An 18,701-nucleotide genomic window follows, 5' to 3' on the forward strand; every position below is an offset into this window, starting at 1 on the left:
GGAGCGACCAAGATGCAAACACCTGTTTCTGCCGATCACATTGCTGGCCTGAACGCATCCCCGGTGCCACGCTGGCTGCTGGCCTGGGTCTGTGGCTGCATCGTGTTGGGGTCGGGTCAGCTGCAGGCGCAAACCATTTACCGCATCGTCGGACCCGATGGCCAGGTGACGTTTTCGGACATCCCAGGCGCCTCATCTGCCAGTAAATTGAGCCCCCTCGACAACACCACGGCAGCCGCCGCCCCGCTTGGCGCAGCGCTGCCCTTCGAGTTGCGCCAGGTGGTTGGCAAATATCCAGTCACGCTTTACACCAGCAGCAATTGCGCACCTTGCGAGAGCGGGCGCAGCCTGCTGACATCAAGAGGTGTGCCATTTGCAGAAAAAACCATCAACTCGGTGCAGGATGCCGAGGCTTTGCAGAAGTTGAGCGGCAGCAACTCACTGCCATTTTTGACGGTTGGGGCACAGCATGTGGCGGGGTTTTCAGCCTCGGAATGGACCCAGTACCTGAACGCTGCGGGTTACCCTGAAAACAGCAGCTTGCCAGCCAACTACCGCACGCCCCCGGCGACGCCCATGGTCACGACAGAAAAGCCCGGTGTTCCAAGCCCTGCGGCGAGCGCGGCAGCACCGGCAGCCCCGACGCTGCCGCCCGCCACAGACCGCAAAGCCAGCCCCGGCAACCCGGCTGGCATCCAGTTTTAACCCGTGCCGGGTCAGACCGGCAGCGCGATCTGGTGGTCCACGCTGAACTGGTAGTCCTTGAAGATGTGCTCTGCACTGAGCGTCTGATACGTGCCATCCGCATTGCGGCGGGTGGTGTCCTTGAGACGGTAGGTGTAATGGCCGCAGGTCCAGAGCTTGAAGTTGCGCATCTGCGTGCACAGGCAGGTTTTGTCCATGACCGAGATGTTTTTGCCATCGGGATGCAGCGCCAGCTCCCGGTTGTAGGATGTGATGTAGGCGCAGTTGCCATTGGCATCAAGCAGATAGCCATACGACTCGCAGCCGGGCCGGATGCCGTCGCCAATGGCTGGGGAACTTTTGAGCATGCGCATCGGGTAGCCGGTGGGTGAAATGGTGTTGACCTCGATGTCATCCTCGTTGGCCCGGTAGTAATCCTGTTTGACATCGGCCGGCAGACCGCATTCGTTGGCCACGGTAAAACGCGTGGCGACCTGCACCGCCGCGGAACCAGATTCAAGAAACGACACGGCATCGCTGCCGGTAAAAATACCGCCTGCAGCGATCACGGGGATATTGAGCTGCTCGTCTTTCACATACTGGATGACCTCGGCGATGATGGTCGCCAGGTCGTATTGCGCCCAGTCCAGTCCAAAACCCAGGTGGCCACCGGCCAGTGGACCTTCCACAATCACAAAATCAGGCAGGCGATTGAGTCGCGCGTTCTTGCGCAAGAACAACTGCAGCGCACGCACGCTGGAGACGATGATGCCGAGCTTGGCATCGCGAAAACGCGGGTGGTCGGCAATCAGGCCAAACGAGCCCAGATGCAGACCCGCGCTCATGGTGATGCCGTCAATGCCGGCATCCAGCGCCGAGGCCATGCGCACTTGCAGTGTCTCACGCGGGCCGTTCATGGTGAGCTTTTCCATGCAGTTGACAAAAATCAGGCCATCGCCCTTTTTGGCCTCCATGGTGGCGCCCACATGGCGGCGCGTCGCTTCGGCCAGCACATCCAGGTCGAACTTGACGCCCGATTTGTCCAGGTTGTTGATGTTGTATTTGTACAGCTTGGTCTTGTCCTTGACAAAACTGGTGTCAAAACGCCGGTCCGACACATCATTGACCATGGCATCCGAGATGTGGCCAATGCCGCCGAGCCGTGCTGCTTCCAGCGCCAGTTCAGCCGTAGAGATGTCCACACCCATGCCGCCGACCATGATCGGAACATACTCTTTCTGGCCGAACTTCAGGCGAAAATCATCAACACGTTTCATGAAAATCCTTGAGCGAAAAAATCGCTTCGAGAGACTCCGTCAGACACATCCTGCAGGCTGTCCAACGGCAAAAAATGGCAAGATGCAATGATCTTGCAGGTCCGCAATTCTAACCATCCCACCCTGCGACAACCAGCACACCCTGTTTACCCATGATGGCCCCACGTGCTTCACAATAGACGCTCATCAAGACCGTCTCATGACTAGCGGCCCACACGGCTGCAGCCCAGGCAATCACCCATTTTTTTGTTTTCCCTGACACCATGGCCACCTTACCCAAGACACCGCAAGTCCTCAAGGGCGTGCACATCCTGAGCCTGAGCCTCAATCTGCCCGGCCCGGCCGCGCTACTGCGGCTCAAACACATGGGCGCCAGCTGCGCCAAACTCGAACCGCCGGCCCTGGCCAATGCGCCCGGCAGCGTCACGGGCGACCCGATGAGCGCCTACAACCGCACGGCATATGACGCCTTGCACTCAGGTATTGATGTCCGGAGCGTCAACCTCAAAACAGAAGCCGGTCAAAAAGTGCTGCAGCGCGAGCTGGCCAAAGCCGACGTGTTGCTGACCTCGTTTCGCCCCAGCGCCTTGAAAAAATTGGGAGTGGACTGGGCGACGCTACACCAGGACCATCCGGCGCTGTCGCTGGTAATGATCGTCGGCGCACCAGGTGCCGAGGCCGAAGCACCTGGCCACGACCTCACTTACCAGGCTGGAAACGGCCTCGTCACCGGGCTCGATTTGCCCGCCTCGCTGTATGCCGACATGACGGGCGCCTTGATGGCCGTCGAGGCCGTTCTGCAGGCCGTGCTGCAGCAAGGCAGGACCGGCAAGGGCCATCGTTTTGAGGTGGCCTTATCGAAAGCCACTGCCCATCTGGCCCTGCCACGCCACTGGGGCCTGACCCTGCCTGGCACACTGCTTGGCGGCGGGCACGCCGGCTACCAGCTTTACCCTTGTCTGGACGGCCGGGTGGCGCTGGCCGCCCTGGAGCCACATTTTGCCAAGTCCCTGTGCATGGCGGCAGGCCTACCCTGGACCACCCCGACCATGATGACGGAGGCAACAACACATCAGGCCATTGCCGGCTTTGTCGCCGGACGCAGTTGCAAGGCGCTGGAGGATCTGGCGCGCGAGCACGACATCCCGCTGCACACCCTGCCGAACTGAATATCAGAGCTTTAGCAACACCACCGCGCGCGCTTCCATCGCATGGCCCAGGCCGACCGGACCCATTTTTTCTGCGGTCTTGGCTTTCACATTGACCTGATCCACCTCAACGCCCAGGGTCTGCGCCACACTGGCGCGAATGGCGGGCATGAACGGCATCAGCTTGGGTGCCTGGGCGATGATGGTGCTGTCCACATTGCCTATTTCATAGCCTCTGGCACGCACCCGGCGCGCGGCTTCGGCCAGCAAGACACGGGAATCGGCACCCTTGAACTGCGCATCGGTGTCCGGGAAGTGGGTGCCAATGTCGCCCAGCGCCGCCGCACCCAGCAAGGCGTCGGTGATGGCATGCAGCAGCACATCGGCGTCGGAATGCCCCAACAGCCCCAGGTGGTACGGTACCTCAACACCGCCCAGCACAAGCTTGCGCCCCGCCACCAGCGCATGGATGTCCCAGCCTTCTCCGATTCTGAAATTCATGGCATCGCCTTGTTGATTGGGCTCAGGCCTGACGGCTTTGCAGCAGGGCTTGCGCCAGGGAAAAATCTTCCGGGTAGGTCACCTTGAAATTTTGCGCACTCCCAGGCACCAGCTTCGGGCTCAGGCCCATGGCCTCAATGGCGCTGGATTCGTCGGTAACAGCGTCACCCGCCAGTTCCAGGGCCTCCTGCAGGCTGCCAATGCGGAACATTTGCGGCGTTTGTGCCAGCCATTTCTCCTCGCGCGGCAGCGTCGCTGCCACCCTGCCCGCCTGCGCCACTTTCAATGTGTCCGGCAGCGGCAAGGCCAGCAGGCCACCAACCTCGTCAGCCAGGCAGGCATCAAGCAGTTGATTGATTTGCGCGGGCGTGATCAGGCAGCGCGCGGCGTCGTGTACCAGCACCCAGTCGTGCGCCACCGCACCTTCGGCCAGCAAGGCGCTCAAGCCATTGAAGACACTGGCGGCCCGGGTCGAACCACCGCAAGCAGCGATCAGGAAGGACGCATTGCGTGCGTCTGGCGTCAGAAAAAAAGTATCTTCGGGCGACACCACCACCAGGGTCTGGTCAATGCGCGGCACCTCGGCAAATGCTGCCAGGGTGTGCATCACCATGGGTTTGCCCGCCAGCACCTGGTATTGCTTGGGGCCGGCAGCACCTGCGCGCGAGCCCGTGCCGGCACAGGGAATGAGCGCCCAGCAACGGGGCGCGGCGGTGGGCGCAAGGCTAATGTCGTTAAGTTCTGTCATGGTATGGCCCGCATTCTAGAATCCAGCCCACACACCCTGCCAGACTTTGCGCAGGGTTTTGGCGTTTTTGTCACGCCCCACACACTGCTGATGAGCTGCTCGCCTTTCATGGAATTACCCAAACTTACCGCCGGCAAACGCTACACCCTGCCGCGCCCGGTCGGCTCGGCCGATGCCCTGCTGCTGGCACAATTGGCCTTGCGCGACAAGGCCACCCACAAGGTGACTGCCATCGTCACGGCGGACGCCACCGACGCCCAGCGCCTGATCGAGGAAATGGCTTTCTTTGCGCCAGCACTGCGCTGTGTGCTGTTCCCGGACTGGGAAACCCTGCCGTATGACACTTTTTCGCCGCACCAGGACCTGATCAGCGAACGCCTGGCGACCCTGTGGCGGATCAGCCAGCGCGACCACGATACCGGCGCTGACGTGGTGATCGTGCCTGCCACCACGGCGCTGTACCGGCTGGCCCCGCCCTCTTTTCTGGCGGCCTACACTTTTCACTTCAAGGTCAAGCAGCAGCTCAATGAGGCCAAGCTCAAGGCCCAATTGACGCTGGCGGGCTACAGCCATGTGACGCAAGTGGTCAGCCCGGGCGAATACGCGGTGCGTGGCGGCCTGATCGACCTGTTTCCCATGGGCAGTCTGGTGCCGTACCGCGTGGACCTGTTCGACGACGAGATCGACAGCATCCGCACCTTCGACCCCGACAGCCAGCGCAGCCTGTACCCGGTGCCCGAGGTGCGCCTGCTGCCCGGGCGCGAATTTCCGATGGACGACGACGCCCGCGCCCGCTTTCGCAGCCGCTGGCGCGAACTGCTTGAAGGGGACCCGACCCGCAGCCGCATTTACAAGGACATCGGCACCGGTGTCGCCACGGCGGGCATCGAGTACTACCTGCCGCTGTTTTTTGACGACACCGCCACCGTCTTCGACTACCTGGGCGATGCCGCCACCGTGGTGCTGCACGGCGACCTGGAACCCGCCTTTGCCCACTTCTGGCAGGACACGCGCGAGCGCTACCGACTGGTGCAAGGCGACCCGGAGCGCCCGGTGCTGCCACCCGATACGCTGTTTTTAAGCGCCGAGCAGTTTTACGCGCGGGTCAACCAGCATGCCCAGCTGGCCTTGCGAACGGCCGTGGATGAGGTGACTGACAGCACCCACTTTGTGCGCCTGGGCGACCTGACGGTGGTGCGCGGCGCCGAAGACCCGCTGGCCAAACTCAAGGCCCACATCCGCAACTCGCAACAACGGATGCTGGTGCTGGCCGAGAGCGATGGCCGGCGCGCCAGCCTGCTCGACTTTTTGCACAGCAGCCAGTTCGACCCGCCGTCGTTTGACTCGCTGGCCGAATTCCAGCACAGCGACGAAAAAATCGGCATCGCCACGTCGGGCCTGGCCATGGGCTTTGCCTGGCTCGATGCCGGCATCGACTTTGTCACCGAAACCGAACTCTTTGCCGCCAGCCCGACCACGCGGCGGCGCAAGAAACAGGAACAGGTGAGCGACGTTGAAGCGCTCATCAAGGACTTGAGCGAACTCAAAGTCGGCGACCCGGTAGTGCATTCCGCCCACGGCATCGGCCGGTACCGGGGCCTGGTGAACCTGGATCTGGGCAACAAGCTGCCCAATGGCGAGCCCGAGGTGCAGGAGTTTCTGCATCTGGAATATGCGGACAAGGCCACGCTGTACGTCCCGGTGAGCCAGTTGCAGTTGATCAGCCGCTATACCGGCGTCAGCCCGGACGAAGCGCCCTTGCACAAACTCGGCAGCGGCCAGTGGGAAAAGGCCAAACGCCGGGCCGCCGAGCAGGTACGCGACAGTGCTGCCGAGCTGCTCAACATTTACGCCCGCCGGGCCGCGCGCCAAGGCCATGCCTTCCGCTACTCGCCTGCGGATTACGAGGCCTTTGCCAACGAATTCGGCTTTGAGGAAACCGCCGACCAGAAAGCCGCCATCCACGCCGTGATCCAGGACATGATCAGCCCGCGCCCGATGGACCGGCTGGTCTGCGGCGACGTCGGCTTTGGCAAAACCGAAGTCGCCTTGCGCGCCGCTTTTGTTGCCATCACGGGCGGCAAGCAGGTGGCTTTCCTGGCGCCCACCACGCTGCTGGCCGAGCAGCATTACCAGACACTGGTGGACCGTTTTGCCAAGTGGCCGGTGAAAGTGGCCGAGATGAGCCGTTTCCGCTCGGCCAAGGAAATCACCGCGGCCCTGAAGGGCGTAGCCGATGGCACCGTTGACATCGTGGTGGGCACCCACAAACTGCTGAGCCAGAACACCCACTTCAAGAACCTCGGGCTGTTGATCATCGACGAAGAGCACCGCTTCGGCGTGCGCCACAAAGAACAAATGAAAGCGCTGCGCGCCGAAGTGGACGTGCTGACCCTCACCGCCACGCCGATTCCGCGCACGCTGGGCATGGCGCTGGAGGGCCTGCGCGACCTGAGCGTGATCGCCACCGCGCCGCAGCGCCGGCTGGCGATCAAGACCTTTGTGCGCACCGAGGGCAATGGCGTGATCCGCGAAGCCGTGCTGCGCGAGCTCAAGCGGGGCGGCCAGATCTACTTTTTGCACAACGAGGTCGAGACCATCGAAAACCGCCGCGCAAAACTGGAAGAGTTGCTGCCCGAAGCCCGCATTGCCGTGGCCCACGGCCAGATGCCCGAGCGCCAGCTGGAGAGCGTGATGCGCGACTTTGTCGCCCAGCGCACCAATTTGCTGCTGTGCTCGACCATCATCGAGACCGGCATCGACGTGCCCACCGCCAACACCATCGTGATGAGCCGCGCCGACAAGTTTGGCCTGGCCCAGCTTCACCAGTTGCGCGGCCGCGTGGGTCGCAGCCACCACCAGGCCTACGCCTACCTGCTGGTGCCCGACCTCGAAGGCCTGACCAAGCAGGCCCAGCAGCGGCTCGACGCGATTCAGGCCATGGAAGAACTCGGCAGCGGTTTTTACCTGGCCATGCACGACCTGGAGATTCGCGGCGCCGGTGAGGTGCTGGGTGAAAACCAGAGCGGCAACATGCTGGAAGTGGGCTTTCAGCTGTACAACGAAATGCTGAGTGAGGCGGTGCGCTGCCTGAAGGCCGGCATCGAGCCCGATTTGCTCAACCCGCTCAACGTGGCGACCGACATCAACCTGCACGCGCCGGCGTTGTTGCCCGATGACTTCTGTGGCGACGTGCACCTGCGCCTGTCGTTTTACAAAAAACTGGCGACGGCCAAGACCGGCGAGCAGATCGACAGCCTGATGGAAGAAATCATCGACCGCTTCGGCAAACTGCCGCCGCAGGCGCAAACCCTGATCGACGTGCACCGGCTGCGCGTCATCAGCCAGCCTTACGGTGTGCTCAAGGTCGACGCCGCGCCGGGCATCATCACCATCACCTTCAAGAAAGACCCGCCGATCGACGCCATGAAAATCATCGCGCTGATTCAGAAAAACAAGCACATCCGCTTGGCTGGCAACGAAAAACTGCGCATCGAACGCGCGCTGCCGGAAGCCGCAGACCGCGCCAAGATGGTGCGCGATGTGCTGCGCAACCTGGGGCAGCCGGTGATGGCAAGCGCTGCGGCTGTGGCATGACCAAGGAGTACCCACCATGTGCCTGATCGCCTGGAACTGGCAACCGGACAGTCCCCACCCGCTGCTGCTGATTGCCAACCGCGACGAGTTCTACGCGCGCCCGACCGCACCGCTGCACTGGTGGCAGGACGGCGGTATTCTGGCCGGGCGCGACTTGCAGGCCGGTGGCACCTGGCTCGGCATCAGCCGCAGCGGCCGCCTGGCAGCCCTGACCAACCACCGCGACCCGGCCAACATGCGGACCGATGCGCCGTCGCGTGGCGAGCTGGTCAGCGCGTTCTTGCAGACCGAAACCAGTGCCTTCGATTACCTGGACGCCTTGGCCGGTCGCGCCGGCCACTACAACCCGTTCAATCTGCTGGTCTTTGACGGCACCCGGCTGTTGGGTCTGGAGAGCCGCCATGCCAGGGTCATCACCATGCAACCCGGCATCGGTGCCGTCTCCAACGCCGACTTTCTGACCCCCTGGCCCAAGCTGGCAAACTTGAGCGGCGGTCTGCAAACCCTGCTGGCCCAGGCCCACCCCAGCGATGCCGACTTGCTGGCGCTGCTGCACAACCCGACGCCTGCCCTTGATGCCGATTTGCCAGCCACCGGCATTCCGCTGGAACTTGAACGTGCGCTCTCGGCCGCTTTTGTTGCCCTGCCCGATTACGGCACCCGAGCCTGCAGCGTGGTACGCTTTGAGGCCGATCAGGTCTCATTTCTGGAGCAGGGCTTTGATGCCAAAGGTGTCATCCACACCGAAAAAATCACGACACAATCGCCAGCCTGCTGAGTTGCCACCAACAACCGCTACGATTACAAGCAGAATTTTTCCAAATAGGTCCACCCGTTTCCGATGAAAACCCGCCTTTTCGCCCCTGGCCTGATCATTGCAGGCATCACCCCACCGCTGCGCTTGACTGATTTCAGGCTGATCGCCTTCGACATGGACTCGACCCTGATCGACATCGAGTGTGTCGATGAAATTGCCGCCGCGGTAGGCCGCAAGCCGCAGGTCGCGGCCATCACCGAAGCCGCCATGCGCGGCGAGATCAATGACTACAAGGAGAGCCTGCGCCAGCGCGTCGCCTTGCTCAAGGGCGTCACGGTGGCCGACATGGAGCGCATTTACCAAAACCACCTGCAGCTCAACCCCGGCGCGGCCGAACTGGTGAGCGCCTGCCAGCAGGCCGGGCTCAAGGTGCTGCTGGTGTCTGGCGGCTTCACCTTCTTTACCGACCGCATTCGCGACCGCCTCGGCATCGACTACACCCGCGCCAATGTGCTGGAGCTGGACAATGGCGTGCTGACCGGGCGCATGGTGGACCAGCCCTGGGGCGACATTTGTGATGGTGCGGAAAAGCGCACCATGCTGCTGCAAACCTGCGCCTTGCTGGGCATCAGCCCGCACCAGGCGATTACCGTGGGCGACGGTGCCAACGACCTGCCGATGATGGCCGCATCCGGCCTGTCGGTGGCCTACCATGCCAAGCCGGCAGTGCGCGAACTCGCCAACGTGTCGATCGAGTCCGGCGGGCTGGACCGGTTGCTGACGCTCTTCCAGAACTGATCACAAGCATGTACACCTCCCACTTCGGCCTCAGCCAGGACCCGTTTTCGATCGCACCCGACCCGCGCTACCTGTTCATGAGCGAGCGCCACCGCGAGGCCCTGGCGCACCTGCTCTATGGCGTGGCGGGTTCGACCCAGGCCACGGGAGGAACGGGGGGCGGCTTTGTGCTGCTGACGGGCGACATCGGCACCGGCAAGACCACCATCTGCCGCTGCTTTCTGGCGCAGATTCCACCCAATTGCCACGTCGCCTACATCTTCAACCCCAAACTCAGCGTGCCGGAGTTGCTGCAGTCGATCTGCGAAGAGTTTCACATCACGCTCAGCCCGGCCGTGTCCGGCACACCCACGGTCAAGGACTACATTGACGCGCTCAACGCTTTTTTGCTGCAAAGCCATGCCAGCGGTCAAAGCAGTGTGCTCATCATCGACGAGGCACAAAACCTGGCCCCTGACGTGCTGGAACAATTGCGCCTGCTGACCAACCTGGAAACCAACGAGCGCAAGCTGCTGCAGATTGTGCTGATCGGCCAACCTGAGCTGCGCGACATGCTGGCACGGCCCGAACTGGAACAGCTGGCGCAACGCGTGATTGCGCGTTTTCACCTTGACGCGCTGACCCCGGCCGAGGCCACGCAGTACATCGGGCACCGCCTGGGCGTGGCGGGGCACGCTGGCGCGCTGCCGTTTGAGCCCAAGGCCATGCAGCGTATCCACCACCTCACGCGCGGTGTGCCCCGGCGCATCAATCTGCTCTGCGGGCGGGCACTGTTGGGCGCGTGGGCCAATGGACTGCCCAGTGTCAGCCGGTCGGTGGTGGACAAAGCCGCCGCCGAGGTGTTTGGCGCCGAGCCAACGCACGCCCCCAATGCGAGGAGACAACGCATGAGCTACGCGCTGGCGGGCCTGGCCCTGCTGGCGGCCTTGCTGGGTTATGTGCTTTGGTCAGCGCAAAAAGAAACCCGAGCGACAGCCCAGGCAGTGGCATCCACGGCACAAGCGCTCCCCCCCAAAGCAGCCGCCTTGCCAGTCGCCCAAATTGAAAGCCTGCAGACCCTGTGGCCGCAACTACCAACCGACATCGACAGCGCCTGGCGCGAACTGGCGCCTGACTGGAAGCTGCCGTCCAACCACACCGATCCCTGCCAAGTTGCCAGCGGCGTGCAGTGTTACCGCGCCAGCAAATTGACCATACCCCTGCTGCGCCAGCTCGATCGCCCCGGCATCCTGACCCTGCAAGCGGCCCAAGGCCCCGCGGTGCATGCCCTGCTGGTGGGCCTGTCAGACCAAACGGCCACACTGCGGCTCGCCGGGCGCATGCACACCGTCAGGCTGATCGAATTGGCACAGTTCTGGCGTGGCGACTTTGCCACTTACTGGCAGCTGCCGGAGGGTTACAACACCGGTCTGCAAGAAGGCAGCACCGGCCCAGCCATCGACTGGCTGGCCAGCCGTTTGACCCAGCTCGACGGCGGGCCGTCCAAGGGCACCGATGCCGCCCCGCTCGCTCTGGATGCTGACCTGCGCGCACGGGTACGGGCTTTCCAGCGCGCCCGCGGCATCGCACCGGACGGCAAGCCCGGCCCCATGACTTTCATGCAGATCGAGAGCGCCACCCAGGGCCAGTTTCCCCATCTGCTCACCGACCCGCAATAAACCCATGTCTTATATTCTTGATGCCCTCAAAAGGGCCGATACCGAACGCGAACGTGGCGCAGCACCCGGTCTGCACACACGCCACCAGCTCCCCTCCGGCGGCCCGGCCAATCCAACCACCCGCCGACCGCTGTGGCTGGCCGTGGCAGGTGGCGTGACGCTGCTCTTGCTGGCGGCAGGTTTCTGGCTTTGGCGCGCACCTGTCCAGCCAGGCTCGGTCGCGCTACAAGCGCCAGCACAGCCGCAACCAGCGCCGATTGCGCCCACTGAACCGATCGTCGCCAGCGCGCCACCCACCGCGATACCGCCCATGACACCGGCACCCGTTCAAGTTGCCCAAACGCCCAGGGTCCAGGCGCCGCCGCTGGCAACCCCCACTCCGGCCAAAGCAGCGGCAGCGCCTTCATCCAAGCCCGCCGCAACCGTCAAAACTCCCGTTTCGGCGCCCGCAGCCACGGCACCACCAAGCCCGGTTGCAGCAACGTCAGCCCCCGCACCCGCCGCTGTACCGCTGCTGGCGGAATTGCCGCAAGACTTGCGCAGCCAGATCCCCAAAATCACCATCACCGGCAGCGTGTATTCAGCCAGCCCGACTCAGCGCTTGCTGCTGGCCAACAACCTGGTGCTGGCCCAAGGCGCCCAGATCGCCCCGGACCTGACGCTGGAAGAAATCCAGCCACGCAGTTCGGTATTTACCTTCCAGGGCACCCGCTTTCGCGTGATGCACTGAAGAGACAGCCCGGCACCGGAAACTTTTCTTCACACCGGCTCCGGCACGCTGGGCAGGCCCGCCAGCGCCATGGCCAGTTCGGCCTCGTCGTAGTGCTCGTCGGTGAGTTCACCGGCAAAGTACTTCTGGTACGAGGTCATGTCAAAGTGGCCATGGCCGCACAGGTTGAACAGAATGGTCTCGACCTTGCCTTCGGCCTTGCAGCGCAGCGCCTCAACAATGGCGCCCTTGATGGCATGGTTGGCCTCAGGCGCCGGCACGATGCCCTCATGGCGCGCGAACAGCACGCCAGCCTCGAAACAATCGACCTGGTTGTACGACACCGCCTCGATCAGGCCCAGTTCCTTGACGTGCGACACCATCGGCGCCATGCCGTGGTAGCGCAGGCCACCCGCATGAAAGCCGGGCGGCGTGAACTGGCTGCCCAGCGTGTGCATTTTGGTCAGCGGTGTCATGTGGCCGGTGTCGCCAAAGTCGTAGGCATATTTGCCACGCGTAAGCGACGGGCAAGCGGCAGGCTCGACCGCCACAATGCGCGGCTTGGGGCCGCCACGCAAACCGTGGCCAATGAACGGGAAGGCAATGCCGGCAAAGTTGGAGCCGCCACCGGTGCAGCCCACCACCACGTCGGGCCAGGTGTCGGCCATTTCCATTTGCAGCATGGCTTCCTGGCCAATGATGGTCTGGTGCAGCAGCACATGGTTGAGCACCGAGCCCAGCGCGTATTTGGTGTCGTCACGCTGCACGGCAAGCTCCACCGCTTCGGAAATGGCAATGCCCAGGCTGCCAGGGTGGTGCGGGTCTTTGGCCAGCACCGAGCGGCCGTAAGCGGTCTCGGTGGAGGGCGAGGCAAAACAGCGGGCGCCATAGGTCTCCATGACAGCGCGGCGGTAGGGCTTCTGGTCGTAGGACACACGCACCTGAAACACCTCGACCTCCATGCCGTAGAGCGATCCGGCAAACGCCAGTGACGTGCCCCACTGACCCGCGCCGGTCTCGGTCACCAGACGCTTGACACCCGCTTCCTTGTTGTAAAAAGCCTGGGGCACCGCAGTGTTGGGCTTGTGGCTGCCCGCCGGACTGCCACCTTCGTATTTGTAAAAAATCCTGGCCGGCGTGCCCAGCGCCTTTTCCAGCCGATGGGCACGAAACAGGGGGGCCGGACGCCACAGCTGAAACACGTCGCGCACCGGCTCGGGGATTTCAATTTCGCGCTCCTGGCTCACCTCCTGCAGGATCAGGGACATCGGGAACAGCGGGGCCAGATCGTCCGGGCTCACCGGCTTCATGGTGCCGGGGTGCAGCACGGCAGGCAAGGGCTTGGGCAAGTCGGCCTGCAGGTTGTACCAGAACCTGGGCATCTGGCTTTCGTTCAACAGGTATTTGGTTTGCTGGCTCATGAGGGCTCCTGAAATTTACAAACACGGTCTGCCGAAGTATGCCTTTGATCCGTTCGCCCACTGCCGGGTCAAGCGCCTGGGTTTACCCTCAGAACGTCAGCGTTTTTACCCCGGAGGCGGTACCCAGCAGACAAACCTGCGCCTTTTGCAGGGCAAACACACCCACTGTCACGACGCCCGGCCACTGGTTCACTTCCGACTCGAAAGCCAGCGGGTCGCTGATCTGCAAACCGGTGACATCGACCAGGTACTGGCCGTTGTCAGTGACCAGAGGTGAGTCGTAGCGCAGGCGCAACGTTGCTTGCCCGCCCATGGCGGCGAACTGGCGCATGATGCGTTGCGCCGCCATCGGGATCACTTCCACCGGCAGCGGGTACTTGCCCAGCCTTGTCACCAGCTTGGACTCGTCGGCAATGCAGACGAACTGGCGCGACTGCGCCGCCACAATTTTTTCACGTGTCAGCGCCGCACCCCCCCCTTTGATCATGTAGCCCTGAGCGTCGATCTCGTCGGCGCCATCGATGTACACCGCCAGCTGGTCCACCTCATTGGCATCAAAGACCCGGATGCCCAGTGCCTGCAAGCGCTCGGTGCTGGCCACCGAACTCGACACCGCACCCTTGATTTGGTCCTTGATGCTGGCCAGCGCGTCAATGAATTTATTGACGGTAGAGCCGGTGCCCACGCCCACAATCTCGCCCGGCACCACGTACTTGAGCGCCGCCTGACCCACCAGGGTTTTGAGTTCGTCTTGAGAAAGTGTTGCCATGAGAGGGTCCTTGAGGTGGTTGATCGGGGAAAATAAGAACAAATTAGGAATTATCCAATGGCTCTTGTCCCCTATGCCCTCACCCGGCCGTTTTTATTCAAGCTGGCTCCGGAAGCGGCCCACGAACTGACCCTGCATTCCCTGGCGCGCACCCAGGGCAGCGCCCTGAAATGGGCCTACGCCAGTGCGCGCGTGAACGATCCCCTGGAATTGGCCGGGTTGACCTTTCCCAACCGCGTCGGCATGGCCGCCGGACTGGACAAAAACGCCCGCTGCATCGACGGCCTGGGTGCGATGGGCTTTGGCTTTGTCGAGGTCGGCACCGTGACGCCGCTGGCACAACCGGGCAACCCCAAGCCGCGCATGTTCCGTCTGCCACAGGCGCACGCGCTGATCAACCGGCTGGGCTTCAACAATGACGGGCTGGCTGCTTTTATTGACAACGTCAGGCAATCCAGGCTGTACAAGCAAAGCCAGTCCGGCGCGCCAGACGCCTCCCCCATGTTGCTGGGCCTGAACATTGGCAAAAATGCCAGCACGCCCATTGAGCGCGCCGCCGACGACTACCTGACCTGCCTAGACGGGGTCTACCCCTATGCCGACTACGTCACGGTCAATATCTCCAGCCCCAACACCAAGAACTTGCGCAGCCTGCAAAGCGATGAAGCGCTGGACGGCCTGCTCGGCGCCATTTCAGAGCGGCGTGAGGCGCTGGCCCAAAAGCATGGCAAGCATATCCCGATCTTCCTCAAAATTGCACCCGACCTGGACGCAGACCAGATCCAGGTGATCGCCCAAACCCTGAAACGCTACGGGCTTAACAGCACCGGCCAGGTCAACAACGCCTGGGGCGTGGTGGCTACCAACACCACCCTGAGCCGCGAAGCCGTCAAGGGTCTGGCCCATGCCGACGAAGCCGGCGGCCTGTCGGGCGCACCGGTATTGGCCATGAGCAACCAGGTGGTCAGCCAGTTGCGCGCTGCCCTGGGTCCGCAGTTCCCGATCATCGGCGTTGGCGGCATCATGACGGCCGAAGACGCCGTGAGCAAAATCAGGGCCGGTGCCGATCTGGTGCAAATCTACACCGGCCTGATCTACCAGGGCCCGGGCTTGGTCAGGCAGGCCGCCAACCTGATCAAGAAAACCTTTTAATTGGGGTCAGATTCCAATTAATACCCTTGGGTGCTAGCGCTGGTGATGGGCCAAGCGGGCTAAGGCAGTGGGCCGATTTCGCAAAGCGAAGCGCGTATGAGGCGATCTCCCATACCCTACCCACTGCCACCACCAACCGCAACAAATTAATTGGACTCTGACCCCAATTACTCCAATTAATTTACCAACCCGGCAACCAGTTGGCCAATGGCCAGGCAGCTGGTCAGACCGGGCGACTCGATGCCGAACAGGTTGACCAGGCCGGGCACGCCATGGTCGCGTGGGCCCTGGATCAGGAAGTCGCTGGCCGGCGCATCCGGGCCGCTTATCTTGGGGCGAATACCGGCGTAACCGGGCAGCAGCGCACCGTCTGGTAGACCCGGCCAGTATTTGCGCACCTCGGCGTAAAAACTGTCACCGCGCGCCGGGTCCACGGTCAGGTCGTCCGGGCTATCGACCCACTGCACATCGGGGCCAAATTTGGCCTGCCCACCCAGGTCCAGCGTCAGGTGCACGCCCAAGCCTGCAACTTGTGGCACCGGGTAAATCAGGTGCGAAAACGGTGCCCGCGCGGCCAGCGTGAAATAGTTGCCCTTGGCGTAGAAAGCTTGCGGCACGAAGCGAGCGTCCAGGCCGACAAAACGCGCAGCCAGCACAGGCGCGTGCAAACCCGCGGCATTGATGACGGTTCTGGCCAGCAATCGGGTGCCGTCAGTGGCAAACAATTCAATTCCGGACGGCACCAGGCAAGCTTTTTCCAACGGTGACTGGAGCGCGACAACACCGCCAGCATTTTCCAGGTCACCCAGCAGCGCCAGCATCAGCCCGTGGCTGTCGACAATGCCGGTACTGGGCGACAGCAGCGCGGCCTGGCACACCAGTTGTGGCTCGATCTGGCGTGCCTCGTGCGTGCTGAGCAACTTCAAATCTGTCACGCCGTTGCGCCGCGCCTGCTCGGCAATGCCCAGCAATTGCGGCACTTGTGCCGCTTCGGTGGCAACCAAGAGTTTGCCGCAGCGCCGGTGGCTGATGCCGCGCTGCTGGCAGTAGTCGTACAGCAGCGCCCGGCCCTGCACACACAAGCTGGCTTTGCGTGAACCCGGCGCGTAGTAAATGCCGGCGTGAATCACCTCGCTGTTGCGCGAACTGGTGCCGGTGCCAATCGCGTTGGCGGCTTCGAGCACCAGCACCTCGCGCCCCTGCAGCGCCAGGGCCCGCGCTACCGCCAGGCCGATCACGCCGGCGCCCACCACCACACAATCCACTTGATCCATCGGTTTTCTCCAGGCTCTGACCAACTTTTTTCAAAAAAAATCAGTTTAACGAATCGGTCCATAGCGCTAAGCGCATCGGTAAAATACAGGGTTTCTACCAGTGGCCGGATGGTCACTCTCACAACCTTTCACAGGACTTTGTCATGTCACTCTTTTCCGCTGTCGAAATGGCCCCGCGCGACCCGATTCTGGGCTTGAACGAACAATTCAATGCCGACACCAACCCCGCCAAGGTCAATCTGGGTGTGGGCGTGTACTTCGACGACAACGGCAAGCTGCCTTTGCTGGGCTGTGTGCTGGCCGCAGAAAAAGCCATGATGGACGCCCCCAAGCCGCACGGCTACCTGCCCATCGACGGCATTGCCGCCTACGACGCCGCCGTCAAGGCGCTGGTCTTTGGCGCCGACAGCGAGCCCGTCACCTCGGGCCGTGTGGCCACCATTCAGGCGCTCGGTGGCACCGGCGGCCTCAAGGTCGGTGCCGACTTTTTGAAATTCCTCAACACCGGCGCCAAAGTGCTCATCAGCGACCCGAGCTGGGAAAACCACCGCGCCCTGTTCACCAATGCCGGCTTCACGGTTGCGTCCTACCGCTATTACGACGCCAGCACCCGCGCCCTCAATTTTGACGGCATGCTGGCCGACCTGAACGCCGCAACAGCGGGCACGATCGTGGTATTGCACGCCTGCTGCCACAACCCCACCGGTTACGACATCACACCGGCCCAATGGGATCAGGTGATTGCGGTGGTCAAGGCCAAAAATCTGGTGCCCTTCCTCGACATGGCGTACCAGGGTTTCGGCTATGGCCTGAAAGAGGACGGTGCCGTGATCGGCAAGTTTGTCGCCGCCGGCCTTCTGTTTTTTGTCGCCACCAGCTTCAGCAAGAGCTTCAGCCTGTACGGTGAGCGCGTTGGCGCCCTGAGCGTGGTGTGTGAAAGCAAAGAAGAAGCGGCCCGCGTGCTGAGCCAGCTCAAGATCGTGATCCGCACCAACTACAGCAACCCGCCCACCCATGGCGGCGCCATCGTCACCACGGTGCTGAGCAACCCCGAACTGCGCGCACAGTGGGAGGCAGAACTGGGCGAGATGCGCGTGCGCATCAAGGCCATGCGGCAAAAACTGGTTGACGGCCTCAAGGCTGCCGGTGTCAAGCAGGACATGAGCTTCATCACCCAGCAGATCGGCATGTTCAGCTATTCAGGTCTTTCCAAGGACCAGATGGTGCGCTTACGCAATGAGTTTGGCGTCTATGGCACCGACACCGGACGCATGTGTGTGGCCGCACTCAACAGCAAGAACATCGACCACGTCTGCGCCAGCATTGCCAAGGTGATCTAAGAGCACCGCTTGTCTTGAAAACCATCAACCTGATTGGTGGCGGCCGGGTCGGCCAGACGCTGGGGCGGCTGCTGGCCCAGGATGAGAAGTACCAGGTGCAGGACCTGCTGACCCGCAGCACGGTATCTGCCGGGCAAGCCCTGGCCTTCATAGGCTCCGGGCGTACTGTCAGCAAAATGCAGGATATGCGCCCGGCCGATCTGTGGCTGCTGGCGGTACCGGATGGCCAGATTGCCCCCGTCGCGGCGGCGCTGGCATGTTGCGACCGCTTGCCACCTGCCACGGCTTTTCATGCCAGCGGCGCCTTGAGCGCCGACATCCTCAAACCCTTGCAAGACAAAGGCTGGCAAGTAGCCAGTGCCCACTGCCTGTTGAGCTTTGCCAGCCCGCAACTGGCGCTTGCGCAATTTGCCGGCACCCCCTGCGCCCTCGAAGGCGATGCGCCAACACTGGTTGAACTGCGACAGCTTTTTACCCGCCTCGGTGCCCAGTGCTTTGATGTCCGGGCGCAAGACAAGATGCTCTATCACGCCGGTGCCATTTTTGCCACCAACTTCCTGCCTGTGCTGCAAGACCTGGCCGAACAGCTTTGGCAGCATACTGGCATGCCACTGCCGATGGTGCAACACCTGCGCGTCAGCCTGTTGCAGAATTCTGTCAACAACATCAGCAGCCTGGGGCCACAAGCGGCCCTGACTGGCCCCGCCTCCCGTGGTGACTTGGCACTGGTGGCCTCACAGGGCCAGGCCGTGTTGCAGTGGAACAACACCGCCGGTCAGGCTTACCAGGCATTGAGTGAGCTGGCCCGGTCACTGGCGCTGCGTCAACATCAATCATCAACCCCGAGCCAGACGCAACTACGTTAGAC

The 18,701-nt window shown here is 62.6% G+C and carries 16 protein-coding genes; 10 read left to right on the forward strand and 6 right to left on the reverse strand.

Annotated features, from left to right (window positions below):
* The first annotated feature begins 12 nt into the window (after window positions 1–12).
* Entirely contained in the window at window positions 13–705 is a 693-nt protein-coding gene (locus NDJ10_RS06605; protein WP_296160419.1) for a glutaredoxin family protein, read from the forward strand.
* Window positions 706–716: 11 nt separating this feature from the next.
* Here the strand turns inward: NDJ10_RS06605 and NDJ10_RS06610 are convergent, their stop codons facing one another.
* A complete protein-coding gene (locus NDJ10_RS06610) occupies window positions 717–1,961 on the reverse strand; it encodes a nitronate monooxygenase (protein WP_296160420.1) in 1,245 nt (414 codons plus the stop codon).
* A 263-nt stretch (window positions 1,962–2,224) separates the two neighbouring features.
* Between NDJ10_RS06610 and NDJ10_RS06615 the strand changes: the two genes are divergently transcribed.
* Window positions 2,225–3,130, forward strand: a complete 906-nt coding sequence (locus NDJ10_RS06615; protein WP_296160421.1) for a CoA transferase — start codon at window positions 2,225–2,227, stop codon at window positions 3,128–3,130.
* Window positions 3,131–3,133: 3 nt separating this feature from the next.
* Here NDJ10_RS06615 and ispF read toward each other — a convergent pair whose 3' ends face one another.
* Window positions 3,134–3,610: a 2-C-methyl-D-erythritol 2,4-cyclodiphosphate synthase gene (ispF, locus tag NDJ10_RS06620; RefSeq protein WP_296160422.1), complete on the reverse strand. Its 477-nt coding sequence runs from the start codon at window positions 3,608–3,610 to the stop codon at window positions 3,134–3,136.
* 22 nt (window positions 3,611–3,632) lie between these two features.
* Entirely contained in the window at window positions 3,633–4,358 is a 726-nt protein-coding gene (ispD, locus tag NDJ10_RS06625) for a 2-C-methyl-D-erythritol 4-phosphate cytidylyltransferase (protein WP_296160423.1), read from the reverse strand.
* Between the two features lie 108 nt (window positions 4,359–4,466).
* Here ispD and mfd point away from each other — a divergent pair, with 108 nt between their 5' ends.
* From mfd to NDJ10_RS06650, 5 genes are all read left to right on the forward strand, one after another.
* The gene (gene mfd / locus NDJ10_RS06630; protein WP_296160483.1) at window positions 4,467–7,955 is read left to right on the forward strand and encodes a transcription-repair coupling factor; all 3,489 of its coding nucleotides are present in this window, start codon (window positions 4,467–4,469) and stop codon (window positions 7,953–7,955) included.
* A 16-nt stretch (window positions 7,956–7,971) separates the two neighbouring features.
* Window positions 7,972–8,733, forward strand: coding sequence for an NRDE family protein (locus NDJ10_RS06635; protein WP_296160424.1), 762 nt, complete (start codon window positions 7,972–7,974; stop codon window positions 8,731–8,733).
* Window positions 8,734–8,796: 63 nt separating this feature from the next.
* Entirely contained in the window at window positions 8,797–9,510 is a 714-nt protein-coding gene (serB, locus tag NDJ10_RS06640) for a phosphoserine phosphatase SerB (protein ID WP_296160425.1), read from the forward strand.
* An 8-nt stretch (window positions 9,511–9,518) separates the two neighbouring features.
* Entirely contained in the window at window positions 9,519–11,168 is a 1,650-nt protein-coding gene (locus tag NDJ10_RS06645) for an ExeA family protein (protein ID WP_296160426.1), read from the forward strand.
* Between the two features lie 4 nt (window positions 11,169–11,172).
* Complete coding sequence (locus NDJ10_RS06650) at window positions 11,173–11,898, forward strand: general secretion pathway protein GspB (protein WP_296160427.1); 726 nt, start codon at window positions 11,173–11,175, stop codon at window positions 11,896–11,898.
* Window positions 11,899–11,927: 29 nt separating this feature from the next.
* Here the strand turns inward: NDJ10_RS06650 and NDJ10_RS06655 are convergent, their stop codons facing one another.
* Both NDJ10_RS06655 and rpiA read right to left on the reverse strand, forming a co-directional pair.
* Window positions 11,928–13,298, reverse strand: coding sequence for a TrpB-like pyridoxal phosphate-dependent enzyme (locus tag NDJ10_RS06655; protein WP_296160428.1), 1,371 nt, complete (start codon window positions 13,296–13,298; stop codon window positions 11,928–11,930).
* Window positions 13,299–13,386: 88 nt separating this feature from the next.
* Window positions 13,387–14,067 carry a ribose-5-phosphate isomerase RpiA gene (rpiA, locus tag NDJ10_RS06660; protein ID WP_296160429.1) on the reverse strand — a complete coding sequence of 227 codons (681 nt, stop codon included), beginning with the start codon at window positions 14,065–14,067 and terminating at the stop codon, window positions 13,387–13,389.
* Window positions 14,068–14,124: 57 nt separating this feature from the next.
* Here rpiA and NDJ10_RS06665 point away from each other — a divergent pair, with 57 nt between their 5' ends.
* Window positions 14,125–15,219, forward strand: coding sequence for a quinone-dependent dihydroorotate dehydrogenase (locus tag NDJ10_RS06665; protein ID WP_296160430.1), 1,095 nt, complete (start codon window positions 14,125–14,127; stop codon window positions 15,217–15,219).
* A 176-nt stretch (window positions 15,220–15,395) separates the two neighbouring features.
* On the opposite strand, the gene NDJ10_RS06670 is transcribed toward NDJ10_RS06665, so the two are convergent.
* Window positions 15,396–16,493, reverse strand: a complete 1,098-nt coding sequence (locus NDJ10_RS06670) for an NAD(P)/FAD-dependent oxidoreductase (RefSeq protein ID WP_296160431.1) — start codon at window positions 16,491–16,493, stop codon at window positions 15,396–15,398.
* 143 nt (window positions 16,494–16,636) lie between these two features.
* On the opposite strand from NDJ10_RS06670, the gene NDJ10_RS06675 reads away from it, so the two are divergent.
* On the forward strand, window positions 16,637–17,833 hold the full coding sequence (locus tag NDJ10_RS06675; RefSeq protein ID WP_296160432.1) for an amino acid aminotransferase: 1,197 nt from the start codon (window positions 16,637–16,639) through the stop codon (window positions 17,831–17,833).
* Window positions 17,834–17,847: 14 nt separating this feature from the next.
* Window positions 17,848–18,699, forward strand: coding sequence for a Rossmann-like and DUF2520 domain-containing protein (locus tag NDJ10_RS06680; RefSeq protein WP_296160433.1), 852 nt, complete (start codon window positions 17,848–17,850; stop codon window positions 18,697–18,699).
* The last annotated feature ends 2 nt before the right edge of the window (window positions 18,700–18,701 follow it).

It is taken from the genome of Rhodoferax sp. (assembly GCF_023700745.1).
GTDB lineage: Bacteria > Pseudomonadota > Gammaproteobacteria > Burkholderiales > Burkholderiaceae_C > Rhodoferax.